Raw genomic sequence first — 24,810 nt, 5'->3', positions numbered from 1 at the left:
TATGAGCCAGACTGCAAACCAGAAAGCCAAGCGGATTCCGCTGGGCAAGGATGCGTCCACGAAGCGTCGCCTGTCGAAGGTGCGTCGTCACTTCCGTCTCCGCAAGAAGGTGTCCGGCACGCCCGAGCGTCCCCGCTTGGTCGTCAACCGGTCCTCGCGCCACATCCACGTCCAGCTGGTGGACGACCTCGCGGGCCACACGCTGGCCGCGGCGTCGACCACCGAGGCAGACGTGCGCGCTGCGGACGGCGACAAGAAGACCCTCAGCGCGAAGGTCGGTCAGCTGATCGCCGAGCGCGCGAAGGCTGCCGGAGTCGAGACTGTGGTCTTCGACCACGGCGGACACGGCTACCACGGTCGCATCGCGGCCCTGGCAGACGCAGCTCGCGAAGGCGGGTTGAAGTTCTGATGACCATCATTTCGAACGGAAGGACAGCCTGATGCCGGGACGTCAGAGGCGTGACGGCGGAAGCGGACCCGCCGGACAGAATGGACCCAACACGGGGGACAACCGCGGCGGCGGCGACCGTCGTGGTGGCGGTCGCGACGATCGTCGCGGCGGACAGTCGGCCGAGAAGTCGAACCACATCGAGCGGGTCGTCACGATCAACCGCGTGTCGAAGGTCGTCAAGGGTGGTCGTCGCTTCAGCTTCACCGCACTGGTGATCGTGGGCGACGGCAACGGACTGGTCGGTGTCGGCTACGGCAAGGCCAAGGAAGTTCCTGCGGCCATCCAGAAGGGTGTCGAGGAGGCTCGTAAGAGCTTCTTCCGCGTTCCGATGATCGGCGGCACCATCACGCACCCCGTCCAGGGTGAAGCCGCTGCCGGCATCGTCATGCTGCGTCCCGCGAGCGCCGGTACCGGTGTCATCGCCGGCGGCGCGGTGCGTGCCGTGCTGGAGTGCGCGGGCATCCACGACATCCTGTCGAAGTCGCTCGGTAGCGACAACGCCATCAACGTCGTCCATGCGACCGTTGCTGCGCTCAAGGGTCTGCAGCGCCCCGAGGAAGTTGCCGCTCGTCGCGGTCTCGCCCTCGAGGATGTGGCCCCCGCCGGCATGCTGCGTGCGCGTGCACAGGCTGGGAGCGTGAAGTAATGGCCGAACTCAAGGTCACTCAGATCAAGAGCACCATCGGTACCAAGCAGAACCAGCGGAACTCGCTGCGCACCCTCGGTCTCAAGGGCATCCGGCAGACGGTTGTCCGCGAGGACAATGCGCAGAACCGCGGTCTGATCAACGTGGTGCGCCACCTCGTCACAGTTGAGGAGGTCTAACCATGACCATCAAACTGCATCACCTGCGCCCCGCGCCCGGGTCCAAGTCAGCCAAGATCCGCGTCGGTCGAGGCGAGGGCGGCAAGCGCGGTAAGACTGCGGGTCGCGGCACCAAGGGCACCAAGGCCCGCAAGAACGTGCCCGTCGCCTTCGAGGGTGGACAGATGCCGCTGCACATGCGTCTGCCCAAGCTCAAGGGCTTCACCAACCCGTTCCGCACCGAGTACCAGGTCGTCAACGTCGGCGACATCGCCCGTCTGTTCCCCGAGGGTGGGCAGGTCACGGTCGAGGATCTCGTTGCCAAGGGCGCCGTTCGCAAGAACCAGCTCGTCAAGGTTCTCGGCGACGGCGACCTGACTGTCGCCGTCCAGGTGACGGTCGACAAGTTCACCGGCTCCGCCAAGGAGAAGATCGCTGCTGCCGGTGGTACCGCCACCGAGCTGTGAGCAATCACCGCTAGCCAGTAGATGGCCGCAGTACAGCTTCGGGCTGTACTGCGGCCATTTGCCGCTGTGCACCGGGTCGGCCCAGGTCTCCCAACTGCACGTTCAGTCGCCACTGTTAGAGTTCTAGAGTTCATTCACGGACAAAGTCCCAGTGACTCGTCCACCCACCGTCGTGCCAGGAGGATCTTTGCTTTCCGCCTTCGTCTCGGCCCTCAGGACCCCGGACCTGAGGCGGAAGATCCTCATCGCGCTCGGCCTCGTCGCGCTCTACCGCGTCGGTGCCGTGCTGCCCTCACCCGGCGTCGACTACGCCAACGTCCGAGCCTGTGTCGACCAGTTGTCGGGCGGCGATTCCGCCGGTATCTATTCGCTGATCAACCTGTTCTCCGGTGGAGCCCTGCTCCAGCTCTCGGTGTTCGCGATCGGCATCATGCCCTACATCACGGCAAGCATCATCGTTCAGCTGTTGACGGTCGTCATCCCGAAGTTCGAGCAGCTTCGGAAGGAAGGCCAGTCCGGTCAGGCGAAGATGACGCAGTACACCCGATATCTGTCGATCGCGCTGGCGATTTTGCAGGCCACCGGCATCGTCGCGCTCGCAGCGCGCGGTCAGCTGTTGCAGGGTTGTCAGGAAGAAATAATCGCCGACAAGAGCATCTTCGGGCTCGTCATCATCGTCCTCGTGATGACGGCGGGTGCCGCGCTCGTCATGTGGTTCGGCGAGATCATCACCGAACGCGGTGTCGGTAACGGCTTCTCGCTACTGATCTTCGCGGGTATCGCATCCCGGCTGCCGTCGGAGGGCAAGGCCATTCTCGACAGCCGCGGCGGGCTGATCTTCGCGATCGTCTGTGTCGCCGCTCTGGCCATCATTGCGGGCGTGGTCTTCGTCGAGCAGGGCCAGCGCCGTATCCCCGTCCAGTACGCCAAGCGCATGGTCGGCCGCAAGATGTACGGCGGTTCGTCCACCTACCTGCCGCTGAAGGTCAACCAGGCCGGCATCATCCCGGTGATCTTCGCGTCGTCTCTGCTGTATCTGCCGAACCTCATCGCGCAGCTCACCGGGGCGACGTCGGCTGCAGATCCGAGCTGGTGGCAGCGGATCATCAACGAGTATCTGGTGAACCCGAACAATCCGGTGTACATCACCATCTACTTCGCGTTGATCGTGTTCTTCGTGTTCTTCTACGTCGCGATCACGTTCAACCCGGAAGAGCGCGCCGACGAGATGAAGAAGTTCGGTGGGTTCATTCCCGGCATCCGCCCGGGACGCCCCACCGCGGACTACCTGAATTACGTGCTCAACCGCATCACGGTCCCGGGGTCCATCTACCTCGGCCTGATCGCAGTGTTGCCCCACTTCTTCCTGTCCGGGAGCCAGACCACCAGCAGCATCTTCGGTGGCGCGGCAGTGCTGATCCTCGTCAGTGTCGCCCTGGACACGGTCAAGCAGATCGAAAGTCAATTGATGCAACGCAACTACGAAGGGTTCCTCAAGTGAGACTTGTCCTCCTTGGTCCTCCCGGTGCAGGCAAGGGCACCCAGGCCGCGATTCTTTCCGAGAAGCTCGGTGTCCCGCACATCTCGACCGGCGACCTGTTCCGGGCGAACATCGGCCAGGAGACACCGCTCGGTCTCGAGGCGAAGAAGTACCTCGACGCCGGAGATCTCGTTCCCAGCGAAATCACCAACAACATGGTGAAAGCGCGCGTCGCGGAGCCGGATGCCGCCAACGGTTTCCTTCTCGACGGTTTCCCGCGCACGGTCGATCAGGCGCAGGCACTCGAGGCGATCCTGGCTGATCTGGACACCAAGCTCGACGGCGTTCTCTCGTTCGTGGCGGACGAGGACATCGTCGTGGAACGGATGCTGGCGCGTGGTCGCGCCGACGACAAGGAAGACGTCATCCGCAACCGGCTCCGGGTGTACCGCGAGGAGACGGCGCCGCTGCTCGACTACTACAAGAACGATCTGCTCACCGTCGACGCACTGGGTGAGGTCGACGAGGTCAACTCGCGCGCACTGGCAGCGTTGGGCAAGTAAATGGGTTTCGGGCGCAAGCGCAAAGTTGTTCCCTTCCGGACTGCCGGTGAGCTCGATGCGATGGCGGCCGCGGGCGCCATCGTCGGTGCAGCGCTGGTGGCGGTGCGTGATGCGGCCAAGCCTGGTGTGAGCACGCTCGAACTCGACGAGGTAGCCGAGTCGGTAATCCGCGACGCAGGTGCGGTGCCGTCGTTCAAGGGGTACCACGGGTTCACCGGATCGATATGTTCGTCCGTCAATGATCGTGTGGTGCACGGGATTCCCTCGGCGCAGGACATCCTCGCCGAGGGAGACCTCGTCTCGATCGACTGCGGTGCAATTCTCGACGGGTGGCATGGTGACTCGGCCTGGACGTTCGGTGTCGGCGAACTCATCGAGGCTGATCAGGATTTGAGCGAAGCCACGCGGTTGTCGATGGACGCGGGAATTGCAGCCATGCTGCCCGGGAACCGTCTCACCGACATCTCCCATGCGATCGAGCTGGGAACTCGCGCGGCGGAAGTAACACACGGCCGGAAGTACGGGATCGTCGACGGCTACGGCGGGCACGGGATCGGCCGGGAAATGCACATGGAACCGTTCCTCGCCAACGAGGGCGCCCCGGGTAAGGGTCCCCAGCTGGTGGTCGGATCCGTGCTGGCGATCGAGCCGATGTTGACGCTCGGTACCACCGATACCATTGTCCTGGAAGACGACTGGACGGTGGTTACCGCGGACGGTACGCGTGCTGCCCACTGGGAGCACACCGTGGCCGTCACCGAGGATGGTCCGAGAATTCTCACGCTGCGCCCGGAGTGACTGCGCCGCTACACGTCGATCAGCAGAGTGACCGGTCCGTCGTTGACGAGGTCGATCTGCATGTGCTCGCCGAACACGCCCGTATCGACCGTCGCGCCCAGCTGTCGTAGCGCGTCCGTGAAGGATTCGACCAACGGCTCCGCCACGGGCCGGGGCGCGGCCGCGGACCACGAGGGGCGTCGCCCCCGTCGTGTGTCGGCCATCAGCGTGAACTGACTGGCCACGAGGATCGGGGCATCGAGGTCGGCGGCCGACTGCTCGTCCTCCAGGATTCGCATCGTCCACACCTTCTTTGCCAGGAGCGCTGCTTTCGCCGCGTCATCCGTATGGGTGACGCCGACCAGGACGAGAAGTCCATGGCCGGCAGGCGGGGGAGTGATGCGTGCGACCACGACTCCGTCGACCCGGACGGAGGCGGCCGAGACTCTCTGCACCAGCGCGCGCACGCCCAACACCATCCTTCGCCTCGCCGACTGCATTTGGCCTGGTGAGCAATTTCCCGTAACATGGATCAGCGGTGCGCTATGCGTGCCGCTTGTTTGCGTGCCCAGTGCCGGTTTCGATCCGGAATGTTCATGTTTCGGCCGGTGAAGAAGCCATTGGGCGCCACGGTAACGGAAACAGATGCAAGAAGCACGTCAAACAACATGGATCGCGGAGGATATGGCTAAGAAAGACGGGGCCATCGAGGTCGAGGGACGAGTAGTCGAGCCGCTGCCCAATGCGATGTTCCGCATTGAGCTCGAGAACGGCCACAAGGTTCTCGCCCACATCAGCGGAAAGATGCGTCAGCACTACATTCGCATCCTCCCGGAAGATCGCGTAGTCGTGGAGCTTTCGCCCTACGACCTGTCGCGCGGACGCATCGTTTACCGGTACAAGTAAAAAGCTTCCCCGCTCTGACCAGGTCGGGGAGAAGTACGTCCGCCGCGGAACTGCGTAGTGGGCTGCCACAAAACAGGAGATCAGAAGACGTGAAGGTTCAGCCGAGCGTCAAGAAGATCTGCGAAAAGTGCAAGGTGATCCGTCGTAACGGCCGGGTCATGGTGATCTGCGAGAACCTGCGTCACAAGCAGCGTCAGGGCTAGATCTCCGCTTTTCGAGGATCTGCTTGGCAACAAGCAAAGATGACCTCCCAGCACCAGCCAGTACTTTCGGCCACCGGGTTTCACCACCCACGGCAGGTACTGGTCCACCCCCGGCACGGAGGCCGGGGCCCCACTGAGTTAGTTGAGACCCCTTCGGTCGCGAGACCGCCGGAGTTTGAAGAGGCACAGGGGATGGACTGGGAGCAGACCTCCGCTCACCGATAGGAACTGCCACATGGCACGTCTAGCAGGTGTCGATCTGCCCCGCGAAAAGCGGATGGAGATCGCACTCACCTACATCTACGGCATCGGCCGTACCCGCTCCAAGGAGATCCTGGGCGCCACCGGCGTCAACCCGGATCTGCGGAGCAAGGATCTCTCGGACGAGGATCTGGCCAAGCTCCGCGAGTACATCGAGGAGTCGCTGAAGGTCGAGGGTGACCTTCGCCGCGAGGTCCAGGCCGACATCCGTCGCAAGATCGAGATCGGTGCCTACCAGGGGTTGCGCCACCGCCGTGGCTTGCCCGTGCGTGGTCAGCGCACCAAGACCAACGCCCGCACCCGTAAGGGCCCCAAGCGCACCATTGCCGGCAAGAAGAAGGCGAAGTAATGCCCCCCAAGTCACGTAGCACCGGTCCGAAGAAGACCCAGAAGGCGCGTCGCAGGGACAAGAAGAACGTCCCCCACGGTGCCGCTCACATCAAGAGCACCTTCAACAACACCATCGTGTCCATCACGGACCCCGCCGGAAATGTCATTTCCTGGGCGTCCTCGGGACACGTCGGCTTCAAGGGATCGCGTAAGTCGACCCCGTTCGCCGCTCAGCTCGCTGCAGAGAACGCAGCCCGCAAGGCGCAGGAGCACGGTGTCAAGAAGGTCGACGTCTTCGTCAAGGGACCCGGCTCCGGCCGTGAGACCGCGATCCGCTCGCTTCAGGCCGCAGGCCTCGAGGTCGGCACCATCTCCGATGTCACCCCCCAGCCCCACAACGGCTGCCGTCCGCCCAAGCGGCGTCGGGTCTAGCGGGAAGGATAGGTAGAAAAAAATGGCACGTTATACCGGACCCATCACCCGCAAGTCGCGTCGTCTGCGCGTCGACCTCGTCGGAGGCGACCAGGCGTTCGAGCGTCGTCCCTACCCGCCGGGCCAGCACGGCCGTGCGCGGATCAAGGAGAGCGAGTACCTGCTCCAGCTGCAGGAGAAGCAGAAGGCTCGCTTCACCTACGGCGTCATGGAGAAGCAGTTCCGTCGTTACTACCAGGAGGCGAACAACCGCCCCGGTAAGACCGGTGAGAACCTGCTCCGCATCCTGGAGTCGCGTCTCGACAACGTCGTGTACCGCGCCGGACTGGCTCGCACCCGCCGCCAGGCACGTCAGCTGGTCACGCACGGTCACCTCCTTGTGAACAACAAGAAGGTCGACATCCCCAGCTACCGCGTCTCGCAGTACGACATCATCGATGTCAAGGAGAAGTCGCTGTCGACGCTTCCTTTCCAGGTGGCGCGTGAGACCCAGGGCGATCGCCCGATCCCGGGTTGGCTGCAGGTTGTCGGCGGACGGCTCCGGATCCTGGTTCACCAGCTTCCCGAGCGTGCGCAGATCGATGTCCCGCTGCAGGAACAGCTGATCGTCGAGTACTACTCGAAGTAAGGCCTCCGGCCCGTGCGCCTTTCTGGTAGTTCCCACTACCAGAAAGGCGCACGGGCGCGCAGTGCCTTTCCCATCGTGGGCGTCAAATAGCGGACGCCCGTACAGGAGGAAATCCAATGCTCATTTCTCAGCGACCCACGCTGACCGAAGAGGTCATCGCTGACAACCGCTCGAAGTTCGTCATCGAGCCCCTCGAGCCAGGTTTCGGGTACACCCTCGGCAATTCGCTCCGCCGCACGCTGCTGTCTTCGATCCCCGGCGCTGCTGTCACCAGCATCCGCATCGACGGCGTTCTGCACGAGTTCACCACGGTCCCCGGTGTGAAGGAAGACGTCACCGACATCATCCTGAACCTCAAGGGCCTCGTCGTGAGCTCCGAAGAGGACGAGCCGGTCACCATGTACGTCCGTAAGCAGGGCCCCGGCGCTGTGACCGCAGGCGACATCGTGCCCCCGGCCGGCGTCACCGTGAACAACCCGGATCTGCACATCGCCACCCTGAACGACAAGGGAAAGCTGGAGATCGAGCTCGTCGTCGAGCGCGGTCGCGGCTACGTCCCCGCCGTCCAGAACAAGGCGTCCGGCGCAGAGATCGGCCGCATCCCGGTCGACTCGATCTACTCGCCGGTGCTCAAGGTCACCTACAAGGTGGAGGCCACCCGCGTCGAGCAGCGCACCGACTTCGATCGGCTCGTGCTCGATGTGGAAACCAAGAACTCCATCACCGCTCGGGACGCGCTCGCTTCTGCGGGCAAGACCCTGGTTGAGCTCTTCGGCCTGGCCCGTGAGCTGAACGTCGAAGCAGAAGGCATCGAGATCGGACCCTCGCCCGCCGAGGCCGATCACATCGCTTCCTTCGGACTGCCCATCGAGGACCTGGACCTCACCGTCCGTTCCTACAACTGCCTCAAGCGCGAAGGTGTTCACACCGTCGGTGAGCTTGTCGGCCGTACCGAGTCCGACCTGCTCGACATCCGCAACTTCGGACAGAAGTCCATCGACGAGGTGAAGGTCAAGCTGCATTCGCTGGGCTTGTCCCTCAAGGACAGCCCCGCGTCCTTCGATCCCACCACCGTTGCCGGTTACGACGCCGCCACCGGAACGTGGAGTGACACGGATGCCGGTTCCTTCGGCGATGCCGACGGTACCGAGGACTACGCCGAGACCGAACAGCTGTAGCCGCTTCCGGTCCTTTACTAGGAGATCATCATGCCCAAGCCCAAGAAGGGTGCCCGCTTCGGCGGGTCGGCTTCGCACCAGAAGGCGATTTTCGCCAATCTGGCTACCGCGCTCTTCGAGCACGGTCGCATCACCACCACCGAGTCCAAGGCGAAGGCCCTGCGGCCGTACGCCGAGAAGCTCGTGACGCACGCCAAGGCGGGAACCCTGGCGCACCGCCGCGAGGTTCTCAAGGTCATCCGCAACAAGGATGTCGTACACACCTTGTTCGCTGAGATCGGCCCGTTCTACGCGGACCGTGACGGTGGATACACCCGCATCATCAAGACGGTTCCCCGCAAGGGTGACAACGCTCCGATGGCCATCATCGAGCTCGTCAAGGAAAAGACCGTCACCTCCGAGGCCGACCGCGCACGTCGCGTGAAGGCGTCGAAGGATGCTCCGGCCGCGGCCCCCGCCGCGTCGGACGAGAACGTTGTCGACGCAGTCGAGTCCGAGGCCACCGCCGCCGAGGTCGCGAACGCTGACGCCGTCGTCGACGCCATCGAAGACGAGTCCGCCACCGCCGCAGATGCGACAGAGGCCGACGAGGCCAAGAAGGACTAGTCCACTTGGTTTCGGCACACGCTGAATCGAACGAGCCCGTCACCCCCTCTCGGGGCGACGGGCTCGTTCGATTGCGGCTGGACATCGCCTACGACGGAACCGAGTTTTCCGGGTGGGCTCGCCAGAACGGGCTGCGCACGGTCTGCGGGGAAATCGAGGAGAAACTCGGAGCCGTCCTGCGTACCCCCCTGCAGCTGACGGTGGCGGGACGGACCGACGCAGGGGTCCACGCGGCAGGTCAGGTCGCGCACGTCGACGTTCCCGCCGAGTCGCTGCCGGACGATCCCTCCCGACTCGTCCGCAGACTCGCCCGCTTCCTTCCGAAAGATGTACGGATCACCCGCATCTCACGTGCGCCGCAGCATTTCGACGCGCGTTTCTCGGCGATGCGCCGACACTACGAATACCGCCTGACCACCGCGGAGTACGGAGCGGATCCCCTGCGTGCCCGCGACATCGTGTCGTATCCGAAGGTGCTCGACCTCGACGTAATGCGCTCGGCGTCCGCCAGACTGGTGGGGCTGCACGACTTCGCCGCGTTCTGCAAGCGCAGAGAAGGGGCCACCACGGTTCGCGATCTGCAACGCTTCGACTGGGAACGTGACGGGGAGATCTTCACCGCATTCGTCAGCGCCGATGCCTTTTGCTGGTCGATGGTTCGCAGCCTCGTCGGTGCCGTCCTCGCCGTGGGGGAGGGCCGCCGCGACCTCGGGTGGGTGGACGAGTTGCTGCGGGAGCGGTCGAGGGCAAGTTCGATCCTGGTGGCACCGGCGCACGGTCTGTCGCTGGTTCGGGTCGACTATCCCGACGACGCCGATCTTGCGGCGCGCAAGGACATCACCCGTGACATTCGGACTCTGCCCGAAGGTTGCTGTGGCGACTGACTGAGGCGGAAAAACCCGCGGCCGACGAAGCCAATCGGGCTGTGCAAGAATCCGCATCATGCCATCAGAAATTCGTGTTCGAGTGGAGGATGCACGCAGCCGCACAGCCAAGGTCGGGGTCACTACCCCCAAGGGGCCGTTCGAGTTGCACGTCGACGCGAACGTCGACGTCGATAAATCGGCCACACCGTGGCTTCCTGCGCTGTCGGTTGTCGCGATGCGTCTTCATTCCGATCTGATCTTCTCGGATCCAGTCGACGCTCTCGCGTTGTCGAATCTTCCGCACGCTCAGCGGATTCTGCGCGATTGGTACCCGAGACGGTATTCGTCGGTAAGGGTGGAGGCAGACGAGGTAGCCGGGTCGGATGCTGGTTCGCAGCGGGGAGTGGGTTGCTTCTTCAGTGGAGGTGTCGACTCCTTTCACTCGGCAATCGCAGCGAGTGAACGCATTACGCATCTGATTTTCGTTCACGGGTTCGACATCAAGCTTTCGGATGTCGAGTTGGCGGCGAAGGCGGAGGCGGGAGCGCGAAACGCGGCGGTCGCGCTCGGCAAGACGCTTGTCGTCGTCAGGACGAATCTCAGGCAGCTCTCGGACAAGGCGAGGTGTCTGTGGGGCACCGACTATCACGGAGCAGCGCTGGCGACCGTCGCGCACTCGTTGTCGGATCACATCCACACCGCGCTCATTCCGTCCTCCTTTCAGGAGGCGGATCTGCATCCCTGGGGTACGCATCCGGATCTGGACCCGTTGTGGTCGAGTAGTGCGGTGCGGCTGGAGCACTACGGCACGTCGTTGACGCGGACGGAGAAAATTGCGTTCCTCGCGCGAAACGACGTCGCGATGGACAATCTGAGGGTCTGCTGGAAGAACCGTGACGGCAAGTTCAACTGTGGCCGATGTGAGAAGTGTGTTCGCACAATGGTCAGCCTTCGTGCCGCCGACGGCGCATCCCGCACTCTTCCTCACCGGGTGACACCGGAGGCAGTCAACCGTCTGTCGCTCAGCGGCACCGGCACGCTCTTCGCCCTGGAGAATCTGAACGCGTTACGAGAGGCCCGGGTCCGGGACCTGGAGTTGGAGACGGCGCTCGAGCACGCCATTCGGCGAGGGCGTACGCGGGACAAGGTTCTCGGTGGAATCACCCGACGCTGGCTGGGTATGACGAAGGGATAGGTGTCAGCAGCGTGGCTAGGCGTCGTTCGTATACCGGCGGGTATCGCGATGGTGCAGTAACGTGCAGGATGCCCCGAGGAAGTTCCCAGCCGTGAGGATGTCATGAACGACCCTTTGGACGATCTGCAACGAGCAACCATCGCTGCGCTCGCACCCACTGTGCAGCATGGACAGTCGGTCGCTCTCCTCGACTATCCGGCGCATTTCAACGCGGGTGACCTTCTGATCTACCAGGGGACGCTAAGCTATCTGGCCAGGATGGGTGCGAGCGTGGATTACGTCTGCGCGCTGCACACCTATGACACGAAGGTTCTGTCCGCGTGTGTTCCCGAGGGACCGTTGCTGTTGAACGGCGGCGGGAATTTCGGCGATCGATGGTTCGGCTACCAAAAGTTCCGTGAGCGCGTGATCGCGGAGCATCCGGAACGAAAAATCGTTCAGATGCCACAGACCATCGAGTTCCACGACGACGCAGCGCTGGCGAGGGCGCAGCGAATCTATGCGCAGCATCCCGATCTCACGTTGCTGATGCGGGACCGGCGCGGCTATGAACTAGCCCGTGAACTATTTCCCGAGAACACCGTCGTCTTCTGTGCCGATGCAGCATTGGGAGTCGGAAGGATCGCGCCCTCCGCCGAACCCACGCGCGATATCGTGCTTCTCAAACGCCGCGACCCCGAATCCGTTCAGTCCGCGAAGAGCCTTCCGGCCTCACTCGCGTCGGCGTACATGACGGATTGGCACGTCAGTCCCGCCGACAACGCCCAGTGGTGGCCCACTACCCTCGGACTTCTGCTACTGAACAAGCTGCCGGGTGTTCGGTCCCGTATGTACCCATTGACGCGCCGTGCCTTCGACTGGCAAGCGGACATGGTGGTCGACAATGCAGTGGCGATCTTGTCGCAGGGGCGGCTCGTGGTCACCGATCGGCTGCATGCGGGAATCCTTGCCGTACTGATGGGCAAACCTGTCGTCCTGGTCGACAATGCCAACAAGAAGGTGTCCAGAATTCATGGCGACTATCTGAGCAATTTCCCGGATACCCACCTCGCCGAGAATTTCGATCACGCGGCCGAACTTGCCGGGCAGCTCGTTTCCTGATGAGCGAAATCGAGCCCGTCCGGTTAGAACTCATCATCGGATCGACCAGGGTCGGGCGCATTGCCCCCGTCGTGGCGAACTGGTTCGTCGAACGCGCTCGCACATATCCTCACGTGGAACTGGGCGTCATCGACTTGCTCGAAACCTCGCTGCCTCAAAATCTCGACGATTCTCCCGCCACCGACGCGTTCCGGGCACGGGTGGGGCGTGCCCACGGATTCGTGGCCGTCACATCCGAATACAACCATGGGTATCCGGCCGCCTTGAAGACCGCATTCGACAGTGTGAAACACGAGTGGCGCGCAAAGCCCATCGGCTTCGTGTCGTACGGGGGAGTCTCGGGCGGCTTGCGTGCGACCGAGCAACTGCGCCAGGTCGTGGCGGAATTACACATGGTTTCGGTGCGTCAAAGTGTGAGCTTCCACCAAGTGCGCAAGAAGTTCGACGACAACGGTCGCACCACTGACGCCGCCGCCGTCGACTCGGCGGATCGGATGCTCGCGCAGTTGGTCTGGTGGGCCCGTGCTGTGCGACTCCACCGTGCGACCGAGAGCTACCCCGGTTAGGACTGGTAGGCCGGCTGGTAATCGTCTACCGCGCGGGGCCGTCCGATGAATGCCGTTTCGGAGGAAATGGTGACCAGCATCAACTCGATACTCGTCCCGCCGGTCGACAGGAGAATCCGATCACCCATCGCGCTCGGCTGGACAATGGACAGGTCGGGTTCGGCGCTCGGCCACTGGCTGGGCTCGGCATAAAGGTAGAGAGCAGTGACGCCGGCCCGCGGGGTCGAAGCTTCGACACCGTCGAACACTACGGTGTTGAACCTGTTGTCGGATTGGGAATTATGTCCCGCGACGCGCAGGCGGTCGGGCGTGGCGATCGAGTCGATCAGGGACGACCATGCATCGGGCCGATCTGTCTGGATGAGGACCCGGGCCCCAGTGGCGACGGCACGGAACACGAGTTGCTGGGCGAGGTACAGCTCGCCCGCGACGTACACCATGCCGACGCCCGGGCCGAAGATGCGTGCTGTGATCCCGTGACCGTAGTCGTCGGATCCGATCAACTGGCCACACCCCGCCGGCGGCAACTGCAGGTGTCGCACTGTGTCGACCGGCACATCGGCCATAGGCATCACAGCGTCCAGATCAGACACTGCCACAGGAAGATTGGACAGCAAACTTTCTTTGTGGCGGCCTCGCATCGAGACGAGCCCGTGCACAGCGAATGGTTCCGGCATCGTCCGGGTGGTGATCCGACATCCGGCGCCGATCAGTACCTGCCCGTCGTTGGCGCTCGGTCGTAGCCGAATGGTCACGGTGGTGCCGAGACTGGACGGCACCCACAGTTTCGCGAGCAGATCTTTGGAGAGAAAGCGCGGATCGACGCTGTATCCGGTATTGCATACCCCCGGCAACAGAGCATGCTTCCACGTCTGAGTGAGAGATCTCGGATCGAGACCGCGGCTGATGACCAGTGCTGCGGAATCGATCTCGGGTGCTGTGAGAATTCGGGCCCGGCATCCCGCGTCGGCGAGTGCGCGTACGACGCGACTTGCCGCGATGGTTATGGCGCGAGAAGCGCCGTGCTCACCGCCGCCGCGGCGCGCGACGGCCTCGACACTGCCGGTGGCGTCGAATCGGAGGGCGACCCACACCGTCCGGGTGGCTGTCGCGGGAAGGGGGCCGACCAGGCGGTCGTAGACATCGGTGGCCGGCGTGCCCGCGGCGGCGCGATACCCATGGCTGACGATATCGATGCCGCTGAGCGAAATATCATGCTGGACAAGGCATCCAGCAAGCGCCTCGGTTGGAAGGGCGTGCGTCGACTGGAAACCGTCCCGGGTGATCTGGGTCAGGCTTCCCGCCGGCGGAAGGACCTCGACCACCGCGACCACGCTTGCGCCGTCCCACCGCAAACCGACGGACTGTCCTGTCGGGCCGGCGAAACTGACGGTGCGGAAGCGCGCGACCTTCGGTGTTGTGAAGTAGCGCCACGCCGTTCGCGCCCAGACCAGGGTCGACCACCCGCCGATGGGTACGACCGCAAGAAGAGCGACGACGACGGCGAGTATGACGGCGCCCCACCACGCCACTCCGCACACCGAGGTCAGTGCCCCGGCCAGAACTCCCACAATTTGCGCGACAACGACCTCGGTCGCCGAAACGCGATGTGCCAACGGCCAGCTTGTGACGCGCGAACGGTCCACGGTGCCTCCCCCGAATACCTGAACCCAGGCAGACCCGTACCCGTCCGCCGTGACGACTGTGATTCGAACTGTACTGTGTCACCCCGAGCGCTGTGCAGCACGGGGGAGGAACAATGGCTGTAACACCCACCACTCGTTGGCAGGTCAACGGGTATCGCTTTCTGGTCAGACGGATGGAACACGCCCTGGTGCGGCGTGACGTACGAATGTTGCACGACCCTATGCGGTCGCAGTCGCGCGCACTCGCGGTGGGGGTGGTGATCGCGTCGCTAGGACTCGCGGGGTGTGCAGCGCTGGCGCTGTTCCGGCCCCAGGACAAAATCGGTGACGCGTCCATCGTCGTCGGCAAGGATTCCGGTGCGATGTTCGTGGTCATGGGGGACACGCTGCGCCCGGTGCTCAATCTGTCGTCTGCCCGCCTCATTGTGGGGCAGGCAGAGAAGCCGGTAATCGTCAAAGAATCGGAGATCGACACTCGGCCCCGCGGGGCGCTGGTCGGAATCCCCGGTGCGCCGTCGGCGCTCCCGCCGGGTGACGCAGCAGCAAAGACACCGTGGGCCGTATGCGACTCGGTCGGGGCAGACGGACATCGTGCGGTCACGACCTCCGTAGTGGTCGGTGAGCCGGACCCGATCGAGGGCGGGGGAGGCCTCGCTCGCGACCAGGCGCTGCTGGTGTCCACCTCGGACGCCGCCTATCTGATGTATAACGGCACCCGCGCGAAGATCGACCTGCACGACCCTGCGATCACCCGTGCTCTCGGCCTCGAGGGTGCCACGCCAAGACCGGTAAGCCTCGGATTCGTCAACGCGGTTCCCGAAGTGCCGCCGCTGGTCGCGCCCAGCATCCCGGGAGCGGGGAGCCAGCCACGGTTTGCTCTGCGCGACAAAGTGATCGGGTCAGTGTTCCAGGTAGTGATCGGATCGGAAACCACCCACTACGTCGTGTTGCGGGACGGAATTCAGAAGATCAGTTCCGCTGTGGCAAACCTCATCTTCCTTTCGGATTCGCACGGGGATACCGAGATGTCGAGTGTCTCGCCGGACGCCACCAACCGAATTCCTTCGGTGGAGCAGATCGCCGTGTCGAGCTTCCCGGAGTCGGCACCCGAGATCGTCGACGCCATTTCGAGTCCGGTGAGTTGCCTGATCTGGAAACCTTTGCGCGGACAGGACGAGACCGCAGCGAGTGGTCCGGCCGCCGAGTTGTCCCTTATTGCAGGACGTAGTCTCCCCATCCCCGATGGTGCGCACACGGTGAAGCTGGCGCAGGCGGACGGCGGCGGGGATAGTGCCGATTTCGTCTACGTCGAACCCGGTTCGGGGGGATTCGTGCAAGCGACCGGTATCGAACCCCACAGCACCCGGCGAGACAGCACGTTCTTCGTGGCTGACACCGGCGTACGGTTCGGCGTTCCCGACGCAGACGCCGCGAAAGCACTGGGGGTGACAGCCGAGCCGCCGCTCGCTCCGTGGCAGATACTAGGACTCCTCGCGCCGGGCCCCACGCTCGCGAAGTCCTCCGCGCTCGTCGCACACGACGGGGTCGCGCCCGACCCGGACCCGGCCGCAGTCGCCTCCGGTTCGAACTGAAACACCGAACTGCCAACTCGGGCCGACGCACATTCGCGTCGGCCCGGGTTGACTCGGAGAACGAGTCAGCTTCGGTGCTGCGTCGCGGACTGCAATTTCCGCCTGAGTGGGAATGACGCCAGCACTCCGAGGGTGAGCAGTGCAGCGAGCGAGCCGACCGCTACCAACGCGACATCGCGCGGGCGGTGATCGGGCTGAGTAACTGCAGGAAGGGCCTCCAGGGGGACCGAGCGTGCGGCGCCGTCGGTTGCTGCGCCGCCCGTCGGAACATTCGCAGATACGGCTGCGAGCGGGTCGATGACGCCGTGCCCGACAAACGGATTCCACCCTTCCGCGGGCGCATGCGCCGTGGCCTCGATACGCGCGATGACCTGCTGGGCCGATAATTGAGGAAACCTGGAGCGAACCAGGGCGGCGGTGGCCGAGACATAGGGGGCCGCGAAACTGGTGCCGTTGACGGGTTCCGCGCTTCCCTGAGCGCTGTACACGGTATTCGTCAGATCGCCCGTCGTCGGATGCAGTGAGGTAAGGCCCGATCCCGGGGCCGCGACGTCGACCCAGGGGCCCGCGAGGCTGAAGTCACTCACCCGGCCGTCGGGCTCGACCGACCCGACGGTCAGGACGTAGTCGTCGTACCACGCCGGGCTGGCGATGGTGCTCACCGAATCCCACAGGTCGGCTCCGGGTCGGAGCGGGTCGGCCGCCGGATTCTGAATCTTGCATTCCGCGGATCCAAAGTTGCCCGCGGCAGCAACCACCACGACGTCCTTCACCGTCGCCGCATATTTGACGGCTGCGCCGAGATAGCGGTCGCCGCCACCGATTCCTTCTGCCGCAGTCTTGCAGGCGACTTCGGAGATGTTGATGACGCCGGCACCCATGTCGGCGGCGCGCCGGACAGCGGCGGCCATGGTCGCGACGTTGCCGTATCCACCGACCGAGTTGCCTGCGTTGTCGACCTGATCGGTCTGCCCTGCGGGACTGTAGGCACTGCTCGATTGCCGGATTGCGAGGATGCGGGAGTCCGGAGCGCCGCCGGAGAAACCGGACCCGGGAACCTGTCGTGCGGCGATGAGGCCCGCGACGAGCGTTCCGTGAGCGTCACAGTCGGTTGTCCCGGTCTCGGTCCCGACCAGGTCACCACCATCGACGAGTCCGGGAAGGCGCGGATGCCGCGCCACCCCGGTGTCGATGACCGCGACGAGCTGCCCGGCGCCCCGACTGATCGGCCACACCGAACGGAAATCCAGGTCCCGCTGAGCCACCGGGACTTCCGGACCATCGGGCACCCGTACGGCATCTTTGCACGGTCTTCGCTTCTCCACTTTGGTGCTGTCCTTCGGCGGAACCAGTCCCACGTCGATGGGTGCGGGTACCACTGCCAGGGCGTTGCCTTCACCCAGTGCTGCGATGAGGGCCACCACCGCGGTGGCCAGAACCAGGCGACCCAGCCGCCGCATCACAGCTCGCGCATCAGCGAGTAGAGGCCGGTCACCCAGCACACCAGCGGGATGATCGACGTGATCAGGGCGAGGTCGATCAATTCGGCGACGCGTCGCATGACGGGCGAGAACGTCTGCCGCGGGGCGATGATGCCGAGGACCAACCCGCCCGCTGCGAATAGCATTGCCACGGCGAACAGAACTATCGCGTAGTCGGGGACGGCGACCGCAGCTGCGGTGAGCAGCAGTACGAGGATCGTCACGCCGCCGCCGATCAGCGGAACGGCCTGCTCGGCGCTGCTGTAGGTGCGTCCCCGGAACATCAGGACGGTCGCGGTCGCAACGGCCAGACACAAACCGGGCCAGTAGATCTCGCCGTGCAGGGTGGGCTGGGCGGCCAGGAGTGCGCCGCTGACCGCGAGGATGGTCATCGCGGTGACGAGTCCGGTGAGATACCTGCGCGCACGTGTGGCACGTTGGGCAAGGGAATCGAACGATGGCATTGTGGTCTCGTCGTCCGGATCGTCCTCGGAAGGATCGACCGAGGTACCCGGTGCGGGAACAGGCGGCAGTGGCAGCTTCGCCAGCAGTATCGCCACGCGAGCCGATGAGGCGAGCCCTGTCAATGCGGCGGCGACGACACCGGCGGCCACCGCGGGCGCTGCGGTGTCGGTCGTCGCCGATACCAACGCGGCGAGGGTGCCGAACAGGGAGGCTACCGCCAGAGCCGTGAAGACTCTCAGCCCCACACCACCGAGTCGCAGCGCGAGGACCGCGGTGGTGCCCGACAGTGCGAGCCCGAGGAGCAGGTGGGCAGCGGCCAAGTCGCCGGGGACGAAGAGCATCCCGGCGGCGAAGGCCGGCGGAACGGCGCACCCACTGATAACGACGGAACTGGCTGCGTCACCGTAGATGCGGCCGGTGACCGCACCGGCGACGAGGAAGAGGAGGGCCGATGTCAGTGCGCAACCTGCACCGACGAACCCGTCCGTCCCGGATTCGGACCACAGCAGCGCGAACGAGCCGATCACCGTTCCGAGCCCGGCGGCGGCCGAACCGACGACCCGTGCGGAGCCGCGCGTCCATTCCCGGTCCGCATCGGCATCGGCGATGGCGACGTTGTACATGATGTCGTCGAACAGGGGCGGCGGGGCACTGTCCTGCACACTCTGCAGGACCAGGAGGTCGCCGTCGCGAATACCGTGCTCGTGCAACGTCAGCGTGGTCGAGAGCGGGGACTGACCGATCTTCGCGAGAACCCACTCGCTCGGTTCGTACTGCTCGAGTGAATCGTCGAAGTCATTGGTGCTGCGATGGCTGCGGATCGTGTCGACGATCCCCGGAACGAGGATGGCGATCGGAACACCGAACGGCACCGCCATGTCGACCTGTGAATGGGTCGAGAGCACGGTGATCCGGCACAGGTCTGCTGCGGCACTCGGACGCGTGGACGGCGCGGACGCGCGCGACTCGTCATGGGCGATGGACAATACGATTTCCCCCCACTTTGCGACGCACACCCCACCCTGCGTCGTTACGGCACTGATCGACGACCACTCGGAGGCCGTCGTCCGATTCGATCACGGGAACACTACGTGAGCCGGGCCGCAGCCTCCAGTGGGCATCCGGCGAAAATGCCTCCTGTATGCCGGATCCCTCGGAATGGGTTAATCTCTGACTTCGCGGGCCGAGCCCAGGGGGGCAACCGGAAGTTCCGGATCGGATCTGATGCACGGTTCGGTCGGTTGGCGTCATGGGGGGACGGGCAGTGAGCACTATTCGCTTCGTGCGTAAAGCGCGGCGAGAAGTTCCGCGTATTCCGGGCGGCGAGGTGAGTCTGCAGGCTCCGCCGGAAATTCCGAGATTGGTCCCGGGAAATCTGCTCACGAAGCTTCTCCCCCTCGTGATGGTCGTCGCGATGGTCGGCATGATGGCGTTGATGTTCACGTCGGGTATGGCTCGCAACCCCATGTCGATGCTGTTCCCCCTCATGATGATGGTCTCGATGCTCGGCATGCTGGCGGGTGGCGGTCGCAGCGGTCCCAAGGCAGCGGAAGCGAACGAAGACCGCAAGGACTACCTGCGCTACCTCGATCAATTGCGGCGTGATGTCGCCGAGACCGGCGAGCAACAGCGCAAGGCGCTCGACTGGAGCCATCCCGAACCCGGCCTGCTCTGGACCATCGCGGGAACGGCCCGCATGTGGGAGCGCCGTGTCACCGACCCGGACTATTGTCATGTGCGCGTGGGGCGGGGCAGTCAGCGGCTCGCCACTCGTCTCATCGCGCCCGAAACGGGCCCGGTGGAAGATCTCGAACCCGTTGCCGCCGTGTCTCTTCGCCGATTCGTCCGCGCGCACTCGGTGGTCCAGGAGTTGCCCACCGCAGTCTCGTTGCGGGGGTTCGCCGCCATCTCCGTCGAGGGTGAGCGTGGGGCGGCCCGTTCCCTGGTCCGGTCGATGCTCATGCAATTGTGCGCCTTCCACGGTCCCGACAACCTGCTCGTTGCGGTCGTGTGCGGTCCCGATACCCAACACGAGTGGGACTGGGCGAAGTGGCTGCCGCACGCCCAGCACCCGGATTCCTCCGACGGCGTGGGTTCTTCCCGGATGATCTACGGATCGATTCTCGAACTCGAGTCCGCGCTCGGCCCGCAGCTGGCCATGCGGAATCGCTTCTCCCGCAATGCTCCGGCTGCTCCGGGCGTGCCCCAGTTCGTCCTCGTCATCGACGGCGGAATCCTCGAAGGCGAGTCGGGCATGATCACCGACGGGGGAGTGGATTCGGTGACCGTCCTCGACATCGCCGGATTCTGCCCGCGGTTGACGGCCACCCGCGGTCTCCAGCTGGTGGCACAGGACGGGTCGCTCGGGGCCCGCAGCGGTACCGGTGTCGAGATGTTCGCGACGGCCGACCTCGTCAGCGCGCATCAGGCGGAAACTCTTGCGCGTCGCCTCGCGCCGTACCGCACGACGTCGCACGCATCGGTCGACACGGGAGACGACGATCAACCCGCACAGACGTGGAGCCAAATGCTCGGTGTCGGCGACGTCGGCCGGCTCAACCCCGATCACGCGTGGCTGCCCCGTCAGGGTCGCGCCCGCTTACGCGTCCCTATCGGCGTGGGAGTCGACGGGAATCCGGTCGAGATCGACCTCAAAGAGTCCGCGGAAAACGGCATGGGGCCTCATGGGCTGTGCATCGGAGCTACCGGATCGGGAAAGTCCGAGTTCCTCCGAACGCTGGTGCTGGGTCTCATCGCTACTCATTCGCCCGACGCACTCAACCTCGTACTGGTCGATTTCAAAGGTGGCGCCACCTTCCTCGGCCTCGAGAAGGCTCCCCACGTCGCCGCGGTGATCACCAACCTTGCCGAAGAACTGGCCATGGTCGACAGAATGCGCGACGCGCTCGCCGGGGAGATGAATCGCCGGCAGGAATTGCTACGCTCGGCCGGGAACTTCGCCAACGTCACCGACTACGAAAAGGCGCGTCAGGCAGGCGCAGACCTCGACCCGCTGCCGGCGCTCTTCATCGTGGTCGACGAATTCTCGGAATTGCTCAGTCAGCAGCCCGAATTCGCTGATCTCTTCGTGGCCATAGGACGACTCGGTCGATCGCTGCACATCCACCTGCTCCTGGCGAGCCAGCGACTCGAGGAAGGGAAGCTTCGCGGTCTCGACAGCCACCTCTCGTACCGGATCGGGCTCAAGACATTCTCCGCCAACGAATCGCGCACAGTGCTCGGTGTCCCGGACGCCTATCATCTGCCCGCCACTCCCGGCGCCGGTTACCTCAAGTGTGACTCGGCCGAAATCGTGCGCTTCCAGGCCTCTTACGTGTCGGGAACCTACGAGGGCGGTCACGTCGACAGCGTCCGACGGCCGGGCGAGGCGCCCGTCGAGCTGCGCCCGAAAATATTCACCGCCGCCCCCGTCGCCGTCGACGTCGTCGACATACCGGAAGAACCGTTCTCCCTCGACATCAACGAGGAACATGCGGAAACTCGGACCACCATCGACGTCGTCGTCGAACGCATCCGGAACCGCGGTTCGAGAGCGCACGAGGTGTGGCTTCCCCCGCTCGATGCGGCACCGACTCTCGACGCGCTGCTGCCGAGGTCGATACTCACCGAACCAGTCCCGGCGCTCAGTGCGCTGCGCGCACCGATCGGGATCATCGACAGGCCCTACGATCAGCGGCGGGACCTGCTTGTGGTGGACCTGTCCGGTTCCACCGGAAACATGGCGGTGGTCGGTGGCCCGCAGTCGGGGAAATCGACTGCGATCCGAACGGTGATCATGTCGCTCGCCGCCACTCATTCGGCCGAGCAGGTGCAGTTCTATTGCCTCGACTTCGGCGGTGGCACGCTTGCCGGACTGTCGGGCCTGCCGCATGTCGGTTCGGTTGCCAACCGTCTCGACGTCGACCGGGTTCGCCGCACCGTCGCCGAGATGAACACGATCGTGCGACAGCGTGAAGCCCGATTCCGCGACCTCGGTGTCGAATCCATGGCCGAATTCCGGCGACTACGCGCTGCCGATCCGTCCAGCGGCGCCCCTGCTGCCGGGGTCGCCGAAGATCCTTTCGGCGACGTGTTCCTCGTCGTCGACGGCTTCGGTAGCATCCGGCAGGACTTCGAAACCCTGGAACAACAGATCACCAACCTTGCGGCACAGGGCCTGTCGTACGGCGTCCACGTCGTCATCACGGCGTCTCGGTGGGGCGAAGTGCGGCCGGCCCTCAAGGACCAGCTCGGCACTCGCATCGAACTCCGGTTGGGTGATCCCGCGGACTCCGACCTCGGTCGTAAGACCGCTGCGCTCGTGCCGGAAGGCAGGCCGGGTCGAGGCATGACGCGCGACAGTCTGCATCTGCTGGTCGGCCTCCCCCGGATCGACGGGAACTCTGACCCCGCCGACCTTGCGTCCGGTGTCGCTCATGCCGTGTCCTCGATCGCTGCCACCACCCATGGCCGCCATGCTCCTGCCGTACGCATGTTGCCGGGACAGATCACTCGCGAGGCGGTTCTCGACGCCGCCGGTTCGTGGCCCTCCTATCTGGACCCGACCGAGAAGTGCCTCCAGATTCCGATCGGACTCGACGAGGCCGAACTGGCGCCCACATTTCTCAACTTCGCCGAGCAACCACACTTCCTGGTATTCGGGGACAGTGAATGCGGCAAGACGACGCTGCTGCGCAACATCTGCGAGGGCATCATGGCGTCCAACACCCCTAGGCAGGCGAAGATCATCCTCGGTGACTATCGGCGCACCATGCTGGGGGTGGTGGAATCGGAGCACCTCGCCGCCTATGCGCCGTCGTCGGGCGTGCTGACCAGGAACATGAATGACCTCGCGGTTGCGCTCGAATCGCGGATGCCGCACCCGCAGATCAGCCAGCAACAAATTCGAGAGCGTTCTTGGTGGACGGGGCCGGACATCTTCGTTGTCATCGACGATTACGACCTCGTCGTGACCTCGAGCGGCAATCCGGTGGCCGCGATCGTCGAGTACCTGCCCCATGCGAAGGACATCGGATTCCACCTCGTCATCGCGCGCCGTTCCGGTGGCGCGGCGCGGGCGCTGTACGAACCGGTCATTGCACGCATGCGTGATCTGGCATCCGCCGGCCTGGTGATGAGTGGAAGCCGAGACGAAGGCAACCTCATCGGAACCGTACGGGCAAGTGCCATGCCCCCCGGGCGGGGCACGTTGGTGACGCGCGGCGGCAGCGGACTGATCCAGCTCGCATGGATGCCACCGCAGTGAGGTCCGCGGTCGCGATTCACCTCACTGAATCCGGCATGTGGTCGTGTTGTCAGGACAGGGCGGTGGAGGGGCTGCCCTCGGTCCGTGTCGCAACCGACGGTTCGCTGATCACTTCGGTGCGCGAGACTTCTTCCACCGAGTCGTCACCGCTGTGCTCTATCGACGACGAGTACATCGATGTGGACGGTGGTATCGCTCCGGTCCCGGACGTGCTCGCCGCCGTCCTCCGAGCCGCGGTCGAGACCGTGGCGGGCGGACCGTCCGTCGGTGCGGTGCTGACCTACCCGACCGAGTGGGGCACGGCACGACAGCAGGTTCTGGCCGACGCCGGCTCGGCAATCGCCGCCGACACCGTGCTTGTCCCCGTGGCGGTTGCCGTAGCCGAAATAGCCGGCGTGGCCGAGCGCGACAGCACCTGGGCGGTAGTCGAATGCCGGGCGACGGGCACCACTTCCACTTACGTGGCGGCAACATCCGGTGACTACCGCGTCGTGGAAGTCGAGCACGAATCCTCGCTCGTCGTCGACGATCTCGATGGGCAGGCGGAGGCAATCACGGAGCTGGCCGGGCGCGTCTGCGGAGGCCGGGAGCTCGACGGCATTCTGCTGACGGACCACCTCGACACCCGGCATGATCTGGCACCTGTACGGCGTGCGGTCGTGGCTGCCTTCGGCCGTGAGGTACCCGTCGAGAGCGTGTCGGGTATGGACATCGTTCGCGCACTCGCAATGCCGCGCAGCGATGGGGTACACGAGCAATCGATCGTCGCGATACCTCAGAGGAATTGGCTCCAACCGGCTCTGCAGAGGGAGCAACAGGAACGGACGAGGAGGTCGTGGCCGACGTTAGTCGCGGTCGCAGCGGCCCTGGCGGTGGTGACCGGAGCCGGAGTTGCCTTCATCCAATCAACCCTCCATTCCGTCTCGACGTCGACCGTCGAGGGTGTTGTTGCAGAATCACAGTCGCCTTCGGCTCCGGCGTCGTCGTCCGCTGCACCATCGCGGTCCACGATTCCTTCGACGGCGGCGGGCACGGGACGGGAAGTGTCGGTCGGGGGAGTTCGACTCACGGCGCCCGACCGATGGCGGGAGCGACCACAGTCGGCGACACCGTTCCGGATCGAACTGGTGCCCGACGGTGGCGCGGACAGACGAATCATCGTGACGCAGAACAACCTCCAGGGCGGTGCCGGGTACGACGAGGTCGCTGTCACGCTTGCGGCGAAAATCGCGCAGCGCGGCAGACCCGAGCTGTTCGCCGAACTGGAGAAGGACGTCGTGTTCGGTGGTAGACCGGGGATCACGTACAGCGAATTCCCGGACGAGAACTCCGCGGTGAGGTGGCACGTCGTCGTCGAACGTGACCTCCAGGTCAGCGTGGGATGCCAGTTCCTGTCGGCGGAATGGGCCGAAATCGAAGCCGAGTGTGAGCACGTCGTGCGGTCACTGGAAGTCGATGAGTGAACCCGACGGGCGGCAGAGCCGAAAACTTCCACAGTGGTGGAACCGATTGGACGGTTGATGCGTCCAATCATGTGTAGGGGTGG

25 protein-coding genes are annotated in these 24,810 nt (G+C 64.6%); 21 read left to right on the top strand and 4 right to left on the bottom strand.

Going from position 1 to position 24,810, the window contains the following annotated elements; genetic code table 11:
- Position 1: 1 nt before the first annotated feature.
- The 7 genes from rplR to map all read left to right on the top strand — a co-directional run bounded on the left by rplR (position 2) and on the right by map (position 4,563).
- On the top strand, positions 2-409 hold the full coding sequence (gene rplR, locus CBI38_RS20145; RefSeq protein ID WP_109331582.1) for a 50S ribosomal protein L18: 408 nt from the start codon (positions 2-4) through the stop codon (positions 407-409).
- Positions 410-440: 31 nt separating this feature from the next.
- The gene (gene rpsE, locus CBI38_RS20140; RefSeq protein WP_109331576.1) at positions 441-1,097 is read left to right on the top strand and encodes a 30S ribosomal protein S5; all 657 of its coding nucleotides are present in this window, start codon (positions 441-443) and stop codon (positions 1,095-1,097) included.
- Positions 1,097-1,276 carry a 50S ribosomal protein L30 gene (gene rpmD / locus CBI38_RS20135; protein WP_005253859.1) on the top strand — a complete coding sequence of 60 codons (180 nt, stop codon included), beginning with the start codon at positions 1,097-1,099 and terminating at the stop codon, positions 1,274-1,276. The genes rpsE and rpmD overlap by 1 nt, the downstream gene beginning before the upstream one ends.
- 2 nt (positions 1,277-1,278) lie before the next feature.
- Positions 1,279-1,722 carry a 50S ribosomal protein L15 gene (gene rplO / locus CBI38_RS20130; protein WP_109331575.1) on the top strand — a complete coding sequence of 148 codons (444 nt, stop codon included), beginning with the start codon at positions 1,279-1,281 and terminating at the stop codon, positions 1,720-1,722.
- 187 nt (positions 1,723-1,909) lie between these two features.
- Positions 1,910-3,223, top strand: coding sequence for a preprotein translocase subunit SecY (secY, locus tag CBI38_RS20125; protein ID WP_109331574.1), 1,314 nt, complete (start codon positions 1,910-1,912; stop codon positions 3,221-3,223).
- Positions 3,220-3,765: an adenylate kinase gene (locus CBI38_RS20120; protein ID WP_109331573.1), complete on the top strand. Its 546-nt coding sequence runs from the start codon at positions 3,220-3,222 to the stop codon at positions 3,763-3,765. The genes secY and CBI38_RS20120 overlap by 4 nt, the downstream gene beginning before the upstream one ends.
- Positions 3,766-4,563, top strand: a complete 798-nt coding sequence (gene map, locus CBI38_RS20115; protein WP_109331572.1) for a type I methionyl aminopeptidase — start codon at positions 3,766-3,768, stop codon at positions 4,561-4,563.
- An 8-nt stretch (positions 4,564-4,571) separates the two neighbouring features.
- On the opposite strand, the gene dtd is transcribed toward map, so the two are convergent.
- On the bottom strand, positions 4,572-5,009 hold the full coding sequence (dtd, locus tag CBI38_RS20110) for a D-aminoacyl-tRNA deacylase (RefSeq protein WP_109331571.1): 438 nt from the start codon (positions 5,007-5,009) through the stop codon (positions 4,572-4,574).
- A 217-nt stretch (positions 5,010-5,226) separates the two neighbouring features.
- Here dtd and infA point away from each other — a divergent pair, with 217 nt between their 5' ends.
- The 11 genes from infA to CBI38_RS20055 all read left to right on the top strand — a co-directional run bounded on the left by infA (position 5,227) and on the right by CBI38_RS20055 (position 12,814).
- A complete protein-coding gene (gene infA, locus CBI38_RS20105) occupies positions 5,227-5,448 on the top strand; it encodes a translation initiation factor IF-1 (protein WP_003418601.1) in 222 nt (73 codons plus the stop codon).
- 89 nt (positions 5,449-5,537) lie between these two features.
- Positions 5,538-5,651, top strand: coding sequence for a 50S ribosomal protein L36 (rpmJ, locus tag CBI38_RS20100; RefSeq protein ID WP_003938068.1), 114 nt, complete (start codon positions 5,538-5,540; stop codon positions 5,649-5,651).
- A gap of 235 nt (positions 5,652-5,886) precedes the next feature.
- The gene (gene rpsM / locus CBI38_RS20095) at positions 5,887-6,261 is read left to right on the top strand and encodes a 30S ribosomal protein S13 (RefSeq protein ID WP_109331568.1); all 375 of its coding nucleotides are present in this window, start codon (positions 5,887-5,889) and stop codon (positions 6,259-6,261) included.
- A complete protein-coding gene (rpsK, locus tag CBI38_RS20090; protein ID WP_005239680.1) occupies positions 6,261-6,674 on the top strand; it encodes a 30S ribosomal protein S11 in 414 nt (137 codons plus the stop codon). Before rpsM ends, rpsK begins: the two co-directional genes overlap by 1 nt.
- Positions 6,675-6,696: 22 nt before the next feature.
- Positions 6,697-7,302: a 30S ribosomal protein S4 gene (rpsD, locus tag CBI38_RS20085; RefSeq protein WP_109331567.1), complete on the top strand. Its 606-nt coding sequence runs from the start codon at positions 6,697-6,699 to the stop codon at positions 7,300-7,302.
- A 116-nt stretch (positions 7,303-7,418) separates the two neighbouring features.
- A complete protein-coding gene (locus CBI38_RS20080; protein WP_109331566.1) occupies positions 7,419-8,480 on the top strand; it encodes a DNA-directed RNA polymerase subunit alpha in 1,062 nt (353 codons plus the stop codon).
- A gap of 30 nt (positions 8,481-8,510) precedes the next feature.
- Positions 8,511-9,086, top strand: coding sequence for a 50S ribosomal protein L17 (gene rplQ / locus CBI38_RS20075; protein ID WP_109331565.1), 576 nt, complete (start codon positions 8,511-8,513; stop codon positions 9,084-9,086).
- A gap of 71 nt (positions 9,087-9,157) precedes the next feature.
- Complete coding sequence (gene truA, locus CBI38_RS20070; RefSeq protein WP_109335226.1) at positions 9,158-9,970, top strand: tRNA pseudouridine(38-40) synthase TruA; 813 nt, start codon at positions 9,158-9,160, stop codon at positions 9,968-9,970.
- Positions 9,971-10,028: 58 nt separating this feature from the next.
- Positions 10,029-11,147 (top strand): hypothetical protein, encoded by a 1,119-nt coding sequence (locus CBI38_RS20065; RefSeq protein ID WP_162603258.1) that lies wholly within the window; start codon positions 10,029-10,031, stop codon positions 11,145-11,147.
- A gap of 102 nt (positions 11,148-11,249) precedes the next feature.
- Positions 11,250-12,248 carry a polysaccharide pyruvyl transferase family protein gene (locus CBI38_RS20060; protein WP_109331560.1) on the top strand — a complete coding sequence of 333 codons (999 nt, stop codon included), beginning with the start codon at positions 11,250-11,252 and terminating at the stop codon, positions 12,246-12,248.
- Complete coding sequence (locus CBI38_RS20055; protein ID WP_109331559.1) at positions 12,248-12,814, top strand: NADPH-dependent FMN reductase; 567 nt, start codon at positions 12,248-12,250, stop codon at positions 12,812-12,814. Before CBI38_RS20060 ends, CBI38_RS20055 begins: the two co-directional genes overlap by 1 nt.
- Here CBI38_RS20055 and eccE read toward each other — a convergent pair.
- Positions 12,811-14,460 (bottom strand): type VII secretion protein EccE, encoded by a 1,650-nt coding sequence (eccE, locus tag CBI38_RS20050; protein WP_109331558.1) that lies wholly within the window; start codon positions 14,458-14,460, stop codon positions 12,811-12,813. The two genes, CBI38_RS20055 and eccE, sit on opposite strands and share 4 nt — an antisense overlap.
- Positions 14,461-14,573: 113 nt before the next feature.
- Here eccE and eccB point away from each other — a divergent pair, with 113 nt between their 5' ends.
- Positions 14,574-16,052: a type VII secretion protein EccB gene (gene eccB / locus CBI38_RS20045; RefSeq protein WP_109331557.1), complete on the top strand. Its 1,479-nt coding sequence runs from the start codon at positions 14,574-14,576 to the stop codon at positions 16,050-16,052.
- Between the two features lie 65 nt (positions 16,053-16,117).
- Here the strand turns inward: eccB and mycP are convergent, their stop codons facing one another.
- Together mycP and eccD are read right to left on the bottom strand one after the other, a co-directional pair.
- Positions 16,118-17,515: a type VII secretion-associated serine protease mycosin gene (mycP, locus tag CBI38_RS20040; protein WP_109331551.1), complete on the bottom strand. Its 1,398-nt coding sequence runs from the start codon at positions 17,513-17,515 to the stop codon at positions 16,118-16,120.
- Positions 17,512-18,984, bottom strand: coding sequence for a type VII secretion integral membrane protein EccD (gene eccD, locus CBI38_RS20035; protein WP_109335225.1), 1,473 nt, complete (start codon positions 18,982-18,984; stop codon positions 17,512-17,514). The genes mycP and eccD overlap by 4 nt, the downstream gene beginning before the upstream one ends.
- Before the next feature lie 278 nt (positions 18,985-19,262).
- Here eccD and eccCa point away from each other — a divergent pair, with 278 nt between their 5' ends.
- Together eccCa and CBI38_RS20025 are read left to right on the top strand one after the other, a co-directional pair.
- The gene (gene eccCa / locus CBI38_RS20030; RefSeq protein WP_109335224.1) at positions 19,263-23,264 is read left to right on the top strand and encodes a type VII secretion protein EccCa; all 4,002 of its coding nucleotides are present in this window, start codon (positions 19,263-19,265) and stop codon (positions 23,262-23,264) included.
- 62 nt (positions 23,265-23,326) lie between these two features.
- A complete protein-coding gene (locus tag CBI38_RS20025; RefSeq protein ID WP_230989894.1) occupies positions 23,327-24,727 on the top strand; it encodes a type VII secretion-associated protein in 1,401 nt (466 codons plus the stop codon).
- Positions 24,728-24,810 lie beyond the last annotated feature (83 nt).

Source organism: Rhodococcus oxybenzonivorans (genome assembly GCF_003130705.1).
In the GTDB taxonomy this organism is placed as follows: domain Bacteria; phylum Actinomycetota; class Actinomycetes; order Mycobacteriales; family Mycobacteriaceae; genus Rhodococcus_F; species Rhodococcus_F oxybenzonivorans.
Note: the sequence above shows the minus strand (reverse complement) of the source record. Positions and strands in the feature narration are given on the sequence as shown.